This window comes from Streptomyces kryoterrae (assembly GCF_054072135.1).
This window is the reverse complement of sequence record NZ_CM133358.1, coordinates 3,822,946-3,838,125: the sequence shown is the minus strand read 5'-3', so window position 1 is coordinate 3,838,125 and position 15,180 is coordinate 3,822,946. Positions and strand designations below refer to the sequence as shown.

Sequence of the window (15,180 nt, the reverse complement as noted above, 5' to 3'; positions counted from 1 at the left end):
TCAGGAGTCGTGGAGTTGCGGCGCCGTGAGCCGGGTCGAGCCGCCTCAGCACAGCGGGACCGCTTGTCCCGCCGTTCCCTCCGGCCAGGCCGTCAGAGGAGTGAATCCCCGGTGACCGCACTCGCCGAAGACCGTGACGGGGGCGCCGCCCGAGAGTGCGACGAGGCGCCACAGGCCCGGGTGAGTGACGGCGGAGGGGGCCAGAGGCAGCGCCAAGTCGGAGTCGGCGTCCGCCAGTTGCCAGGAGCCGCCGTCCGGGACGGGTATGACCCGGTCCAGTGTCACCGGGCAGGAGTCAAGCCAGGGGTCGTCCCGGAGCGCCTCCCCGTAGCGCGCCGCCGCGCGCGCGGTCGTCGTCCCCGGCGGCCGTACGTCCGTCGGCGCGGGTGGTGTGAACCGCTCGCCCAGGGCCGCTCGCGACTGCCCGGCGCCGGGATACGCGGACACCTCCGCCTCGAACGCCAGGCCGACGGGCAGCGCCAGTTCGGGGGCACGCCCTGCTGCTCCGTACGAGAGCAGCAGGGCGGTACGGCCCGACTCCGCGCCGTGCAGCCAGATCCTTCGGGTCGTCAGGCGGGCGTCCGCCGTCTCGTACTGGGCGAGGACCAGCCACTGGTCGCGCACCGGCGGCCCGTCCGCCGACCCCGGCAGTCCGATCCGCGACCGCACCGTCGCCGCCAGACCGTCCGGCAGCTCGCCCCGGCGCAGCCAGCCCCGGTCGAGAAGGTGGAGCAGCGCGCACTCCTCCAGCAGCCGCACCGGCCAGCCCGGACCGGACGCCGGTATCGCCCCCAACTCCCTTACCCTTGCTGCCAGTCCGGGAGCCTGGGCGTCGACCATGCGGGCCGCCGTCTCCTCCCACAGCCCGTACCCCGCCTGCTCCGCCGTGGCCAGGCCGCCGCGCAGCAGGTCGGCGAGGCGCTGCTCCAGCTCCGCCGCCCCCGCCGTGATCCGCTCGGCCCGGCGCTCCGCCCGGCGCCGCGCCGCCTCCGGATCAGCGGACCCGGACGGGGAACCGGCAGCGTCCGCCGCCCGTTTGTCCTCCGTGCGTTTCCGCCGCGCCGCCAGCCACTCCTCCGCCCAGCCCGGCGCCTCCCCCCGCGGCACCGCGCCGTCCTCGCCCGCCCAGAGCAGCAGCAGCCCGAGCGCGTGCTTGCACGGGAACTTGCGGCTCGGACAACTGCACTTGTACGCGGGCCCGGTGGCGTCCGCGATGTCGACGACCGTCTGATACGGCCTGCTGCCACTGCCCTTGCACAGTCCCCACACCGTCCCCTCGTCAGAACTGCCGGCTTCCGACCACGGCCCGGCCGCGCCGAGTTTGCTTCCCGCTTTGCGTGACGAGACGTCAGGCGCCAGTGCCAGCACCTGATCCGCCGTCCAGCGTGCCCCCTGCTGAGTCATGACACCGAAGGTAGGTCCCGGCACTGACAATCGGTCCTCGCAGCGATCTACGCTCAGCCCTCGAAATGACATTTCCGCAGGTCAGAACGCATTGTCAGTGGCGTGGTGCAGTGTGGACACCAGATCCGAACGGGCCAAGACCGGCCGAGCTGGAGGGGGACCGAGCCATGCCTGTTTCCGCTGAACCGACATCCGTCGACCCGCGTCACGAGCAGTCCGCGCACGCGAACCGCACGGAGGAACTGCGTCCGCACGCCGAGGACGCCTTCGCCGCCGAACTCGCGGCGCTGGCCGCGCAGGACGACCGCCCGCGCCCGGCCCGCTGGAAACTGTCACCGTGGGCCGTCGCGACCTACCTGCAGGGCGGCACCCTGCCCGACGGCACGGTGATCACACCGAAGTACGTGGGCCCGCGCCGCATCGTCGAGGTCGCGGTCACGACCCTCGCGACCGACCGTGCCCTCCTGCTGCTCGGCGTGCCCGGTACGGCGAAGACCTGGGTTTCCGAGCACCTGGCGGCGGCGGTCAGCGGCGACTCGACACTGCTGGTCCAGGGCACGGCCGGCACACCGGAGGAGGCGATCCGGTATGGCTGGAACTACGCGCGGCTGCTCGCGCACGGCCCGAGCCGCGAGGCCCTCGTGCCCAGCCCCGTGATGCGGGCGATGGCGGAGGGGATGACGGCCCGCGTCGAGGAGCTGACGCGAATCCCGGCCGACGTACAGGACACGCTGATCACGATCCTGTCGGAAAAGAACCTGCCGATACCGGAGTTGGGGCAGGAGGTGCAGGCGGTACGCGGGTTCAACCTGATCGCGACGGCCAACGACCGTGACCGCGGGGTCAACGAGCTGTCCAGCGCCCTGCGCCGCCGCTTCAACACGGTGGTGCTGCCGCTGCCGGCGAGCGCCGATGCCGAGGTCGACATCGTCTCGCGCCGGGTCGACCAGATCGGCCGCTCGCTCGACCTGCCGGCCGTGCCGGACGGCGTCGACGAGATCCGTCGCGTCGTGACCGTCTTCCGCGAACTGCGCGACGGGGTCACGTCGGACGGCCGGACGAAGCTGAAGTCGCCCAGCGGCACGCTGTCGACCGCCGAGGCGATCTCGGTCGTCACCAGCGGTCTGGCCCTGGCGGCCCACTTCGGTGACGGCGTCCTGCGGGCCTCCGATGTCGCCGCGGGCATCCTCGGCGCCGTCGTCCGCGATCCGGCGGCCGACCGGGTCGTCTGGCAGGAGTACCTGGAGGCGGTGGTCCGCGAACGCGACGGCTGGAAGGACTTCTACCGGGCGTGCCGGGAGGTGAGCGCGTGAGCCGTGCTGAGGGTGCGGGTGTACGGGGGCGGGTGTTCGGGATGTCGGTGGGAGGCGGTTCGGTGTCCGTGCTGGTCGGTGTGGTGAGTGAAGCGGTCGGTGACGACGACTCGTCGTGGGGCAGGAAGGGGGCGTCGTGACCGAAGCCGAGGGGAGCACCGGGCCGCTGCTGCTCGGTGTGCGGCATCACGGGCCCGGGTCGGCGCGGGCGGTGCGGGCAGCGTTGGCCGCGGCGCGGCCGGCGGTCGTACTGATCGAGGGGCCGCCCGAGGCCGACGCCCTGATCCCGCTGGCGGCCGACGAGGACATGCGACCGCCGGTCGCCCTGCTGGCCCATGCCGTGGACGAACCAGGCCGCTCGGCGTTCTGGCCGCTGGCCGAGTTCTCCCCGGAGTGGGTGGCGATCCGCTGGGCCCTCGAACACGGGGTCCCCGCCCGCTTCATCGACCTCCCCGCCACGCACACGCTGGTGTGGGAGAGCGAGGGCGAGGAGGAGGGGAAGGGGGAGAACGAGGGGGACGACGGCGAGGAGGACGGAACCGACGGCCCAGCGTCCGACACGGACAAGGACACGGACGTCGATCTGCGGGTCGATCCGCTCGCCGTGCTCGCGCGGACCGGCGGTTACGACGATCCGGAGCGCTGGTGGGAGGACGTCGTCGAGCACCGGGGGACGGGCGAGGGGGACGTGTTCGCTCCCTTCGAGGTGCTTGAAGAGGCCATGGGCGCGCTGCGCGAGGTGTACGGGACCGGGGGCCACGACCGGGATCCCGTGCGGGAGGCGTACATGCGGCTCCAGGTGCGGGCGGCGCAGCGGGAGTTCGGGGACGCGTCGGTGGCTGTGGTGTGCGGTGCCTGGCATGTGCCCGCGCTGCGGCGGAAGACCGCCGTCGCCGCAGACCGGGCGCTGCTGAAGGGGCTGCCCAAGGTCAAGGTGGATGTGACCTGGGTGCCGTGGACGCATCGCAGGCTCGCGCGGGCCAGCGGGTACGGGGCGGGCATCGACTCGCCCGGCTGGTACGGGCATCTGTTCGGCGCGCGGGACCGGCCGGTCGAGCGGTGGATGACCAAGGTGGCGGGGCTGCTGCGCGCCGAGGACAGGATGGTCTCCTCGGCGCACGTCATCGAGGCGGTCCGGCTGGCGGAGACGCTCGCCGCGATGCGGGGCCGCCCGCTGCCGGGGCTCACCGAGACGACCGACGCCGTGCGGGCGGTGATGTGCGAGGGCTCGGACGTGCCGCTGGCCCTGGTGCAGGACCGGCTCGTCGTCGGGGACGTCCTCGGAGAGGTACCGGCGTCGGCGCCCGCTGTGCCGTTGCAGCGCGACCTGACGCGGCTTCAGCGCCGGCTGCGGCTCAAACCGGAGGCCTTGGAGAGGGAGTTGGAGCTCGACCTGCGCAAGGACACCGACGCCGAACGCAGTCGGCTGCTGCACCGCCTGCGGCTGCTCGGGGTCGGGTGGGGAGAGCCCGCGGTGTCGCGCGGCAGTACCGGCACCTTCCGGGAGACATGGCGGCTGCGGTGGGAGCCGGAGCTGGCGGTACGGGTCGCCGAGGCCGGTGTGTGGGGGACGACCGTGCTCTCGGCGGCGACCGCCAGGGCAGAGGCCGACGCCGTGGCCGCGGGCTCGCTGGCCGAGGTGACCGCACTCGCCGAGCGCTGTCTGCTCGCCGAACTGGCCGACGCGCTCCCCGTGGTGATGCGCGTCCTCGCCGACCGCGCGGCACTCGACGCCGACGTGGGCCACCTGGCCCAGGCCCTGCCGGCGCTGGTCCGGTCCCTGCGCTACGGCGACGTACGCGGCACGGACACCCGGGCGCTGGCCGAGGTCGCGACGGGTCTCGCCGAACGCGTCTTCGTCGGCCTGCCCCCGGCCTGCGCCGCGCTCGACACGGAGGCCGCCGAGGAGATGCGGCGCCATGTGGACGCGGTGCACGGGGCGGTGGGGCTGCTCGGGGAGGCCGCGGGCGCGTACACGGCTTCGGCGGAAGCTCCGGCCGATACCGCTGCCGCAGGGGAGTCTCCGGGCATCGTCCCTGCGGGCGCCGCTGCGGAGATCCCCGCCAAGGTCCCCGAGCCCCAGAACGCTCCGGCGAGCGGCACCGCGGTCACCTCTGTCTCCCCTGCCGACTCTGCCTCCTCTTCCTCGGGCGCTCCGGCGGACGCCGCCGAGGATGTCCCCACGCCGGGACGCCACAGCAGACTGCGGCGCCGTTGGCACTCCGTGCTTCGGGTGTTGTCCGCGCGGGACAGCGTGGCCGGAGTCGTGCGTGGGCGGGCCGTGCGGCTGCTGCTGGACGACGGGGAGCTGGCGCAGGACGAGGCGGCGGTGCTCATGGGGCTCGTGCTGTCGCCGGGGACGGCGCCGGGGGACGCGGCAGCGTGGATCGAGGGGTTCGTCGGGGGCGGCTCGGGGGGCGGGATGCTGCTGGTGCACGACGAACGGCTGCTCGGGCTGGTCGACGCCTGGCTGACCGGGGTACCGGCGGAGGCGTTCACCGATGTGCTGCCCCTGCTCAGGCGCACCTTCTCGGTGTACGAGCCCGGGGTGCGCAGAACCCTCGGGGAGCTGGTCCGGCGCGGTCCGGGGAAGCGGGGGAGCGCGGTGACCGGCGCCGCCGGGCTGCCGGGCTTCGCACCCGACCTCGACGCCCGGCGCGCGGACGCCGTGCTGCCGGTGCTGCGGCTGCTGCTGGGGCCGTCGGACGCGGGTGACGGGGGCGTCGACGACAACAACCTTGTGGGGGTGGGGACATGACGACGGTGACCGAGTCGGCGGATCCGGCACAGGAGCGGTTGCGGCGGTGGCGGCTCGTGCTCGGGGGCGACGCGGCGGACGGTACCGGGTGCGCGCTCTCCGGACAGGACGCCGCGATGGACGGGGCACTCACGTCGCTCTACGGGAGAGGGGACGGGGGCAAGGACCGGGCGGGGCGGGACCGTTCGGCGGGACTCGGGGCGTCCGCGCCGTCGGTCGCGCGGTGGCTCGGCGACATCCGGACGTACTTCCCGTCGTCCGTCGTCCAGATCATGCAGCGGGACGCCATCGACCGGCTCGGGCTCTCCGCCCTCCTGCTGGAGCCCGAGATGCTGGAGGCGGTCGAGGCGGACGTCCACCTCGTCGGCACGCTGCTCTCCCTCAACAAGGCGATGCCGGAGACGACGAAGGAGACGGCGAGAGCGGTCGTACGCAAGGTCGTCGAGGACCTCGAGAAGCGGCTCGCCACGCGGACCCGGGCCACGCTCACCGGTGCGCTGGACCGCAGTGCCCGTATCAGCAGGCCGCGCCATCACGACATCGACTGGAACCGCACGATCGCGGCCAACCTCAAGCACTACCTCCCCGAGTACCGCACGATCGTGCCGGAGCGGCTCATCGGCTACGGACGTGCCTCCCAGTCGGTGAAGAAGGAGGTCGTCCTGTGCATCGACCAGTCGGGGTCGATGGCGGCGTCGGTGGTGTACGCGTCGGTGTTCGGGGCGGTGCTGGCGTCCATGCGGTCGATCGACACCAGGCTCGTCGTCTTCGACACGGCGGTCGTCGACCTCACCGATCAGCTCGACGATCCGGTGGATGTGCTGTTCGGTACGCAGCTCGGCGGTGGTACGGACATCAACAGGGCGCTCGCCTACTGCCAGTCGCAGATCACCCGGCCCGCCGAGACCGTCGTCGTGCTGATCAGCGACCTCTACGAGGGCGGCATACGCGACGAGATGCTGAAGCGGGTCGCCGCGATGAAGGCGTCCGGGGTGCAGTTCGTGACGCTGCTCGCGCTGTCGGACGAGGGGGCGCCGGCGTATGACAGGGAGCACGCGGCGGCACTCGCGGCGCTGGGCGCACCGGCGTTCGCCTGCACGCCCGATCTGTTCCCGGACATCATGGCCGCGGCGATCGAGAAGCGCCCGCTGCCGATACCCGACACCGAGTGAGCCGAGTGAACCCGGGGAGATGAGGGCGGCTTCGGTCCGCAAAAGGGACATGAGGGTGCATCGGTAACGGGGGACTTGCGCGACCTCGGGAGGGCCGTGCGAGGATCGGCGCCGCCTCGTCCTGCTCCTCGCTGTTCCTAGACGCTCGTGGTTACCCGACGCTCGTCGTCATGTCGCCGCCCGGGAGAGTCCGTCCTCTTGAACTGGCCAGCCGCCCTGTCCGTTGCCGTACTGCGTGTGACGCGTACGGCGGTGGGGCGGCGCGCCCTGCGAGTGGCGGTGCTGGTGGGCGGGTTGTTCGTGTTCGGGTTCCTCTGCGGGGAGCGGGCGCACGCGGCGGAGGGCGTGCCGCCGGTCCGGGCCGATGTGGTTCGGCCGGTGGTCGAGAAGGCCGGGCCACCGGTTGGTGGTCTGGTGGAGGCAGTGACCGAGAAGGTGGCGGAGGTCTCCGCGGAGGTCTCGGCACAGGCGCCGACGTTGCCTGCCCTCCCGACGCTTCCTGAAGTTCCCGCGTTACCCGCACTCCCCGCACTCCCCGCACTCCCCGCACTCCCGGTGCTCCCGGTGCTCCCGGAACTCCCCGAGTTGCCGGCGCTCCCGGAGATTCCTGTGCCGCCCGTGCTTCCGGGCGTGCCCACGTCGCCTGCCGCCCCCGCGTCTCCTGCTTCTCCCGCGTCCTCTGCTTCCCCCTCGTCCCCGGCATCGTCCTCGCCGCTGAAGAAGACCCCGTCGGCGTCCGCTGCCCGGACGCAGCGGGGTGAGGTCGCGTACGGTCCTCGGTTCCTCGGCCGGGTCGGTGCTGCCGCGGACGTCCGTGGTGTGGCGGCCGGCGACCGGGGTGGCGTGGACGTCTCGCGGGCGTCCGTCCGTCAGGCGCCTGGGGACGTGCCGGACAACGGGGTGTCCCACGGGGCGTTCGGTGATCGGGCGGTCGTCGACGCCGGCGGTCCCCGGCAGGGTGGGCACGGCGATGGGTATGCCGTCACGTCGAGCCGGCGGGTGTCGGTGTGCCTCGTACCGGGGGTTGCGCCGGTCGTTGTCGGTGCCGAGGCCGGGGCGAGGTACCGGGACGTTCCGGTAAGTCCCGCCTAGACACGGCTTGCTCTCCCTTCCGGTCCCGTCGGTTCTTTTTCCGTCGCCGTGCGTGAAACCGTCCGTCGGTTCGAAAACGCGCGCGACTGCACGGAGTGCCGGCCAGGAAACCGGTCTCCGCGCATCCGAGCTGACCTCCGCACGCCCGACCTCCGCACGCCTGACGTGCGGACTTCCGGACTCCGCCGGGAAAGCCCCCGTACGGCCGAATGCCATCGGTCCGGTCAGGGCGGGCCCGGCGGGCATCGGCGGGCGGCTCCCTCAGGGGTGGGGAACCGCTTGCCGGAGGACCGTCAAAGCTGTTGGCGGGCCTTCCAGGGGCCTCACCGGGCCCACCCCAGCCCGGTGAGGCCTCACCTTTGCGCCCCTATGCGTTCGTAACGCGTCTTTACGCCTCTCGCGCGGGCCGATCCGAAGCCGATTCGGGGCCGATCCCGGGTCGTCAGTGGCACTCTGTGACAGGTATCACCGCTCAGGTGTGATTCCTGATTTAGGGACCTGCGTGGTGCGGCGATAACCTGCGGGACGGACATGCCGCGCGCTCGGACATCGTGTGCGCCACCCCTGTGACACAGCGGACGTCACGTTGCCCATCGCGGCACGCCCACGCAGACAGCAGACCGCTGAGCGGCGAGATCACTGATAGGGACGGACGCGCGTGGACCTGTTCGAGTACCAGGCGAGGGACCTCTTCGCCAAGCACGGTGTACCGGTGCTGGCCGGTGAAGTCATCGACACGCCTGAGGCGGCGCGCGCGGCGACCGAGCGACTGGGCGGCAAGTCCGTCATCAAGGCGCAGGTGAAGGTCGGTGGGCGTGGAAAGGCCGGCGGCGTGAAGCTCGCCGCCACCCCGGACGAGGCCGTCGCCCGTGCGACGGACATCCTCGGCATGGACATCAAGGGCCACACGGTCCACAAGGTGATGATCGCCGAGACCGCCCCCGAGATCGTCGAGGAGTACTACGTCTCGTACCTCCTCGACCGCACCAACCGCACCTTCCTCGCCATGGCGTCCGTCCAGGGCGGCGTGGAGATCGAGGTCGTCGCGGAGGAGAACCCCGAGGCCCTCGCGAAGGTCCCGGTCGACGCCAACGAGGGTGTCTCGATCGAGAAGGCCCGCGAGATCGTCGCCCAGGCGAAGTTCCCGGCCGAGGTCGCCGAGCAGGTCGCCGAGATCCTCGTGACCCTGTGGGACACCTTCATCAAGGAGGACGCCCTCCTCGTCGAGGTCAACCCCCTCGCCAAGGTCGCCTCCGGCAAGGTCATCGCCCTCGACGGCAAGGTGTCGCTGGACGAGAACGCCGAGTTCCGCCAGCCGGAGCACGAGGCACTTGAGGACAAGGACGCGGCCAACCCGCTCGAGGCCGCCGCGAAGGCCAAGAACCTCAACTACGTCAAGCTCGACGGTGAGGTCGGCATCATCGGCAACGGCGCGGGTCTCGTCATGAGCACCCTCGACGTCGTCGCGTACGCCGGTGAGGCGCACGGTGGGGTCAAGCCCGCCAACTTCCTCGACATCGGCGGTGGCGCCTCCGCCGCCGTCATGGCGAACGGCCTGGAGATCATCCTCGGCGACCCGGACGTCAAGTCCGTGTTCGTCAACGTCTTCGGCGGCATCACCGCCTGCGACGAGGTCGCCAACGGCATCGTGCAGGCGCTGCAGCTGCTCGCGGACAAGGGCGAGGAAGTCTCCAAGCCCCTCGTCGTCCGTCTCGACGGCAACAACGCCGAGCTGGGTCGCAAGATCCTCTCCGACGCCAACCACCCGCTGGTCCAGCGTGTGGACACCATGGACGGCGCGGCCGACAAGGCCGCCGAGCTCGCGGCTGCGAAGTAAGGGAAGAGGGACAGAACAGCCATGGCTATCTTCCTGAACAAGGACAGCAAGATCATCGTCCAGGGCATGACCGGTGCCACGGGCATGAAGCACACCAAGCTCATGCTGGCGGACGGTTCCAACATCGTCGGCGGCGTGAACCCGCGCAAGGCGGGCACCTCCGTCGACATCGACGGCACCGAGATCCCGGTCTTCGGCACGGTCGCCGAGGCGATCGAGAAGACGGGCGCGAACGTATCGGTCCTCTTCGTACCGCCGGCCTTCGCCAAGGCCGCCGTGGTCGAGGCGATCGACGCGGAGATCCCCCTCGCGGTCGTCATCACCGAGGGCATCGCCGTCCACGACTCCGCCGCCTTCTGGGCGTACGCGAAGTCGAAGGGCAACAAGACCCGCATCATCGGCCCGAACTGCCCCGGTCTCATCACCCCGGGCCAGTCGAACGCCGGCATCATCCCGGGCGACATCACGAAGCCGGGCCGGATCGGTCTGGTCTCGAAGTCCGGCACGCTGACGTACCAGATGATGTACGAGCTGCGTGACATCGGCTTCTCGTCGGCGGTCGGTATCGGTGGCGACCCGGTCATCGGGACGACGCACATCGACGCGCTGGCCGCGTTCGAGGCGGACCCCGACACCGACCTGATCGTGATGATCGGTGAGATCGGTGGTGACGCCGAGGAGCGTGCCGCGGACTTCATCGCGAAGAACGTGACGAAGCCGGTCGTCGGTTACGTCGCGGGCTTCACGGCCCCCGAGGGCAAGACGATGGGCCACGCCGGTGCCATCGTCTCCGGCTCGTCGGGTACGGCCGCCGCGAAGAAGGAGGCCCTTGAGGCCGCCGGTGTCAAGGTCGGCAAGACGCCGACCGAGACGGCGAAGCTGGCGCGTGAGATCCTCGCCGGCTGACGTCTGTTCGCGGTACTGAGCTGAATCCATGTGGGCCCGTTCCCTTCGCTGGGGCGGGCCCACTGGCGTGCGTGTCTCACCTGGGCACCGGCAGGACCCTCTCCGGGCCGCTCGTCGTCGTGTTCCGGAGTCTTTCGCGGAGGCTCCGTTCCTTCCGGGACAACGGTCCCGGGGCCGCCCGTGGCGGTACCCCCTGCACTGTTGTTCCCGGGGACACCGGTGGCTCGTAGTGTGTCGGGGCCGTGCGCAGGGTGAACGTGGTGGCGCCGATCAGGGCGACGGTGAAGGCGATCGCCGCCCGGGTCCAGTTCCGGGCGCGGCGTTCGCTGCCCGCGCGGACGGACGAGGGGCGGGCGGCGCGCAGCCGGGCGTGGGTGGCCAGGCCCGCCAGGCGGGGCGCGAGGTGGGTGGGGTCCGTGAGGTCCGGCAGACGGGTCGCCACCGTCTCGCGGGCGTGGAGGAGCCTGCCCGCCGCCGCCCGGGTGCTCGCCTCCGTCTCCGCGGCCGTCTCGGGCAGGCCGAGGCCCAGACCGTCGTGGAGGAGCAGCGTGCGGCGGTACGGCGGGGGGAGTGTCAGCAGGGCGGACAGCAGCGCGCGGTCGGCCGGGTCGGCGGGCGGGGCCTCCGGGTGGCGGTGGCGACCGCGGAAGCGGTGCCAGGGGGAGAGGGCGCACTCGTACGCCGTGGCCCGTACCCACCCCGCCGGGTCCGGGTCCACGGCCACCTCGGGCCAGCGATGCCAGGCCAACTGGAACGCCTGTTCGACAGACTCGCGCGCCAACTCCCGTCGCCCGGTGAGGAGATAGGTCTGCCGTACGAGGGCAGGGGCGCAGAACGCGTAAAGCGCGTCGAAGGCCTGAGCGGGCGTCAGGGGGGCGACGGAGGGCGTCTCTTCGGCGGCCGTCTCTTCGGTGGCCGTGACGGCGGTCGGTGCCGGCGCCGGCGCCGGCGTTGCTGTTGGTGCCGACGCCAGCAGGCTCGCGTACGTCTGTGCCCTGCGTCCGCGCGGTGTCGTGCGGCCGGTCTCCCACGCGCGTACCGTCTCGCGGCTGACGCCCACCCGTTCGGCGACCTGAGCCCGCGTCAGCGACTGGGACTCGCGCAGGCGTCGGCGTTCGGTGGGCGGGGGCAGCGGGATGGCGGGGCTTTGCGTCACCAGGGGCCCCTTCGCGCGGAAAAGTACATAAAACGTATATTGAGTGACACGTCGTAAGTTCGCCTGTTACGACGGGAAAGCGCGTGTCGTTGGGAGCATGGCGCTCGTGACCCAGACGACCGACCGCCGGCTCCCCTTCCTGCCCCTGCGTACCCGGGTCCGCTCCCGGGGCCGTTCCCGGTTGCGCGATCGGCTCCGCGACCGGCTGCGTGACCGTTCCCCCGGACTGGGCGCGGGTCTGCTCGGCGGCGCGGTCGCGGCCGGGCTCGGGCTCGGTTCGTTCGCCGTGCTCGTCATGGTGCTGTGGATCAGCTCGCCGTACCCGGACGGCGGACCCGACGGCGCGCTGCACATCGCCGCCGCGCTCTGGCTGCTCGCCCACGGGGCCGAACTCGTCCGCGTGGACAGCCTGTCCGGCGCCCCCGCCCCCGTCGGCGTCACTCCGCTCCTGCTGCTCGCGCTCCCGGCCTGGCTGCTGCATCGCGCGGCCCGCGACGCGACGGAGGGCCCGGAGGAGGAAGGGGCGACGGAGGACGCGCCCCCTCTTCCCGCCCGTACCGTCTGGCTCGGTGTCGTCGCCGGGTACCTGGGCGTCGGCGGGGCCGTCGCGCTGTACGCGGCCGGGGGCGGACTGCGTCCCGACTGGGCGTGGACGGCCGTATGTGTGCCGCTGCTCGCCATGGCGGCGGCGGGCGCCGGGGTGTGGACGGCGTACGGCCGTCCGTGCGGGCCCCTGCCGCCCCGGGTGCTGTATCCGCTGCCCAGGTGGGTACGCCGGCGCGTGCTGGACCCGGATGCCCGTGGCCGGGGACTGGCCGTCGTGCGGGCCGCCGGGGCCGGAACCGCGGTGTTCGTCGGGGGCGGGGCGCTGCTCGTCGCGGTGTCGCTGGTGGGGCACGGCGGGGCCGCCCGGGCCTCCTTCCTCCAGCTGACGGAGGCGTGGTCGGGCCGGATCGCCGTACTGCTGCTCTGTCTGGCCCTGATCCCCAACGCGGCGCTGTGGGGCGCGGCCTACGCCCTCGGCCCGGGGTTCGCACTCGGCGCGGGCCATGTCACCGGTCCGCCGGCCTCCGACCCGGCGCCGCTGCTGCCGCCGTTCCCGCTGCTGTCGGCGGTACCGGACGCCGGGCCCGGCACCCCGCTGACCTGGGCGGTCACCGCGGTACCGGTGGCTGCGGGGCTGACCGTGGCCTGGTTCACGGCGCGGGCGGCAGCGCCGGAGGAAGGAAAGGCGCCATGGCCGGGTGGGCGTACCGCCGCGAACGCGGGTCTTGCCGCCGCTCTGTGCGCGGGCGCACTCGCGACGCTGGCCGCGCTGGCCGGCGGGCCACTCGGGAGCAACGCTCTCGCCCATGTCGGCCCGGTGTGGTGGCAGACGGGCGCGGCGACGCTGGTGTGGACGGCCGCCGTCGCCGTACCGACGGCCCTGGGGCTGCGTGCGTGGCGGCTGCGGAAGCGGCCGAAGGACACCGGCACGGACAACGGCACGCTGAAGCTGACGCCCCCGGCGGCATCCGACGGGAAGAGGAAGCCGCACGCGACGGCGGCCGACGACGCCTACGAGGCCGATGACCCCTACGAGCTGGAGGCCGTCTACGACTTCCTGCCCACCGACCTGCCGTCACCGTCATCGCCGCCCCCGCCCCCGCCGCCGCCCTCGCCCTGGTACGACGACACCGCGTCCCGCGAGGCCCGCTGGGCAGCGCTCAAGGAGGCGTCGTCGGCCACGCCGCCACCGGAGCCGGAGGAGACTCGGACTCAGCCGTAGCCGGGGCCACAGCTGTTTCCGGAGCTAGCTGTTCGTGCCGAACACTTCCCTGAGCTGCTTCGGGAGCAGGTCGTTGCAGGCCTTCTCGGCGGTGGTCGTGAGGGCGTCGTTCGCGCACGTGTAGTAGTCGCGGTACATGAACTGGAGGCTGAACGTCCCGGCGACCATGAGGAGTGCCAGGGAGGCCGTGACCAGGCCGCTGATCGCGGCCGTCCGCTGCTGTCGGCCCGCGCCGGCCGTGCCGCCCGCGCCCTGAGGGGGTGCCGGGATGTCCGGGTTCGGGGTGCGGGGCTTGGCGCGCAGGGCGCCGATGCCCCAGTTCAGGGCGAGCGCGCCGAGCAGCAGCGCCACGTACGGCCAGCTGAAGAGGGCGAAGAAGAAGGCCCACATACCGCACAGCAGTGCGTACCGCGCCTGGCGCTGGGCCGGGTCCATCGGGTCCCAGCGCGGGTTGGTGCCCTGTCCGCCGCCCTGGCCCTCGGGGCCGCCCTGGCCACCCTGTCCGCCGGACCGGCCGGAGCGGTCGCCGAAGACGCCCGGGGAACGGCCGGGCTGCCGGTCGCTCCACAGGCTGCCCCATGGTGAGTCACCGCCGTCGCCGGAGGCGTCGTCACCCTCCGGACGCCGGGGCTGCCAGGGCTTGTCCGGTGTGCCCTCCGGCGGCGGCGCGAACGGGTTGTCGTCCTGGGCCGCGCTTCCCTGACCGTCGTTCGCGCCGGTGTCGCCGTTCTTCTTGCCCGAGGGCGCGTCGGGCGGCGACGCGGGGCGCTCCCGCAGCAGCACAGACTGCGGGGTGAGCGTGAGGAGTCGCAGGCTGCGGTCCGACATCAAGTGAGCGTCTTCCCCTTGTTGATCACGGCCGTCGGTTCACGGCTGTCGATACGGCTGTCCATTACGGCTGTTCGGCATGAGCCGCCACCCCGTGAACGCACCGCATGACCACCGCGTTCCCGGACCGGCTCCTCCCAGACGCTACCTTCCGGCCACGCCCCCGTCCCGTGGGGGCTGTCCGCAGTGCCGGTATCGTTGCTGCCGGTCGGCCGCTTCGTAGACTTCCCCGTATCCCGGGGCGCGAAGCATTCGTATGAATACACGAGCCGCCCGCACAAACCGCTCCCCCGAGAAAGGGCCCCGCCGTGGCCGAGTCCCAGGCCGCCAAGCGTCTTGTCGTGCTGGTCTCCGGATCCGGTACGAACCTGCAGGCGCTCCTCGACACCGTCGCGGCCATCGGCACCGGGGCCTACGGGGCCGAGATCGTCGCCGTCGGGGCCGACCGCGACGGCATCGAGGGACTCGCGCGCGCGGAGCGCGCCGGGCTGCCGACCTTCGTGTGCCGGGTGAAGGACCACGGCACCCGAGCGGAGTGGGACGCGGCGCTCGCCGGGGCGGTGGCCGCGTACGAACCCGATCTGGTCGTCTCCGCCGGGTTCATGAAGATCGTGGGCAAGGAGTTCCTGGCCCTGTTCGGCGGGCGGTTCGTCAACACGCATCCCGCCCTGCTGCCCAGTTTCCCGGGGGCCCACGGCGTTCGCGACGCGCTCGCGTACGGCGCGAGGGTCACCGGCTGCACCGTCCACTTCGTCGACGACGGCGTCGACACCGGACCGATCATCGCTCAGGGCGTGGTGGAGATCCGGGACGAGGACGACGAGAGCGCTCTGCACGAGCGCATCAAGGAAGTCGAGCGAAGGCTGCTCGTCGATGTCGTGGGGCGGCTCGCCCGCAACGGCTATCGCATTGAGGGACGAAAGGTAGTTATCCAGTGACCGCCGAC

12 protein-coding genes are annotated in these 15,180 nt (G+C 72.4%); 9 read left to right on the top strand and 3 right to left on the bottom strand.

The annotated features are described in order from the left end of the window. Positions 1-45 precede the first annotated feature (45 nt). A complete protein-coding gene (locus ACW4TU_RS16295) occupies positions 46-1,404 on the bottom strand; it encodes an SWIM zinc finger family protein (RefSeq protein WP_457428537.1) in 1,359 nt (452 codons plus the stop codon). Positions 1,405-1,571: 167 nt separating this feature from the next. Between ACW4TU_RS16295 and ACW4TU_RS16290 the strand changes: the two genes are divergently transcribed. The 7 genes from ACW4TU_RS16290 to sucD all read left to right on the top strand — a co-directional run bounded on the left by ACW4TU_RS16290 (position 1,572) and on the right by sucD (position 10,482). After that, positions 1,572-2,717, top strand: a complete 1,146-nt coding sequence (locus ACW4TU_RS16290) for an ATP-binding protein (RefSeq protein WP_457428536.1) — start codon at positions 1,572-1,574, stop codon at positions 2,715-2,717. Then, positions 2,714-2,857 carry a hypothetical protein gene (locus ACW4TU_RS16285; RefSeq protein WP_457428535.1) on the top strand — a complete coding sequence of 48 codons (144 nt, stop codon included), beginning with the start codon at positions 2,714-2,716 and terminating at the stop codon, positions 2,855-2,857. The genes ACW4TU_RS16290 and ACW4TU_RS16285 overlap by 4 nt, the downstream gene beginning before the upstream one ends. After that, positions 2,854-5,475, top strand: a complete 2,622-nt coding sequence (locus tag ACW4TU_RS16280; protein ID WP_457428534.1) for a DUF5682 family protein — start codon at positions 2,854-2,856, stop codon at positions 5,473-5,475. The genes ACW4TU_RS16285 and ACW4TU_RS16280 overlap by 4 nt, the downstream gene beginning before the upstream one ends. Next, a complete protein-coding gene (locus ACW4TU_RS16275; protein ID WP_457428533.1) occupies positions 5,472-6,647 on the top strand; it encodes a VWA domain-containing protein in 1,176 nt (391 codons plus the stop codon). The genes ACW4TU_RS16280 and ACW4TU_RS16275 overlap by 4 nt, the downstream gene beginning before the upstream one ends. A 198-nt stretch (positions 6,648-6,845) precedes the next feature. Next, positions 6,846-7,739, top strand: coding sequence for a hypothetical protein (locus ACW4TU_RS16270; RefSeq protein WP_457428532.1), 894 nt, complete (start codon positions 6,846-6,848; stop codon positions 7,737-7,739). A gap of 658 nt (positions 7,740-8,397) precedes the next feature. Further along, entirely contained in the window at positions 8,398-9,576 is a 1,179-nt protein-coding gene (gene sucC, locus ACW4TU_RS16265; protein ID WP_457428531.1) for an ADP-forming succinate--CoA ligase subunit beta, read from the top strand. A gap of 21 nt (positions 9,577-9,597) precedes the next feature. Beyond that, the gene (sucD, locus tag ACW4TU_RS16260; RefSeq protein WP_398402097.1) at positions 9,598-10,482 is read left to right on the top strand and encodes a succinate--CoA ligase subunit alpha; all 885 of its coding nucleotides are present in this window, start codon (positions 9,598-9,600) and stop codon (positions 10,480-10,482) included. A gap of 76 nt (positions 10,483-10,558) precedes the next feature. On the opposite strand, the gene ACW4TU_RS16255 is transcribed toward sucD, so the two are convergent. Then, positions 10,559-11,638 carry a helix-turn-helix domain-containing protein gene (locus ACW4TU_RS16255; RefSeq protein WP_457428530.1) on the bottom strand — a complete coding sequence of 360 codons (1,080 nt, stop codon included), beginning with the start codon at positions 11,636-11,638 and terminating at the stop codon, positions 10,559-10,561. Positions 11,639-11,735: 97 nt separating this feature from the next. Between ACW4TU_RS16255 and ACW4TU_RS16250 the strand changes: the two genes are divergently transcribed. After that, positions 11,736-13,406 carry a cell division protein PerM gene (locus ACW4TU_RS16250; RefSeq protein ID WP_457428529.1) on the top strand — a complete coding sequence of 557 codons (1,671 nt, stop codon included), beginning with the start codon at positions 11,736-11,738 and terminating at the stop codon, positions 13,404-13,406. Positions 13,407-13,430: 24 nt separating this feature from the next. Here the strand turns inward: ACW4TU_RS16250 and ACW4TU_RS16245 are convergent, their stop codons facing one another. Beyond that, on the bottom strand, positions 13,431-14,234 hold the full coding sequence (locus ACW4TU_RS16245) for a hypothetical protein (RefSeq protein ID WP_457428528.1): 804 nt from the start codon (positions 14,232-14,234) through the stop codon (positions 13,431-13,433). Between the two features lie 308 nt (positions 14,235-14,542). Here ACW4TU_RS16245 and purN point away from each other — a divergent pair, with 308 nt between their 5' ends. After that, positions 14,543-15,172 (top strand): phosphoribosylglycinamide formyltransferase, encoded by a 630-nt coding sequence (purN, locus tag ACW4TU_RS16240; RefSeq protein WP_457428527.1) that lies wholly within the window; start codon positions 14,543-14,545, stop codon positions 15,170-15,172. The last annotated feature ends 8 nt before the right edge of the window (positions 15,173-15,180 follow it).

What these genes read in the sequence shown, in the direction of transcription:
- ACW4TU_RS16250 (WP_457428529.1), top strand. Translation starts at nt 11,736, where the DNA reads ATGGCGCTCGTGACCCAGACGACCGACCGCCGGCTCCCCTTCCTGCCC.
- ACW4TU_RS16290 (WP_457428536.1), top strand. Translation starts at nt 1,572, where the DNA reads ATGCCTGTTTCCGCTGAACCGACATCCGTCGACCCGCGTCACGAGCAG.
- ACW4TU_RS16295 (WP_457428537.1), bottom strand. Translation starts at nt 1,404, where the DNA reads ATGACTCAGCAGGGGGCACGCTGGACGGCGGATCAGGTGCTGGCACTG.
- ACW4TU_RS16275 (WP_457428533.1), top strand. Translation starts at nt 5,472, where the DNA reads ATGACGACGGTGACCGAGTCGGCGGATCCGGCACAGGAGCGGTTGCGG.
- sucD (WP_398402097.1), top strand. Translation starts at nt 9,598, where the DNA reads ATGGCTATCTTCCTGAACAAGGACAGCAAGATCATCGTCCAGGGCATG.
- ACW4TU_RS16245 (WP_457428528.1), bottom strand. Translation starts at nt 14,234, where the DNA reads ATGTCGGACCGCAGCCTGCGACTCCTCACGCTCACCCCGCAGTCTGTG.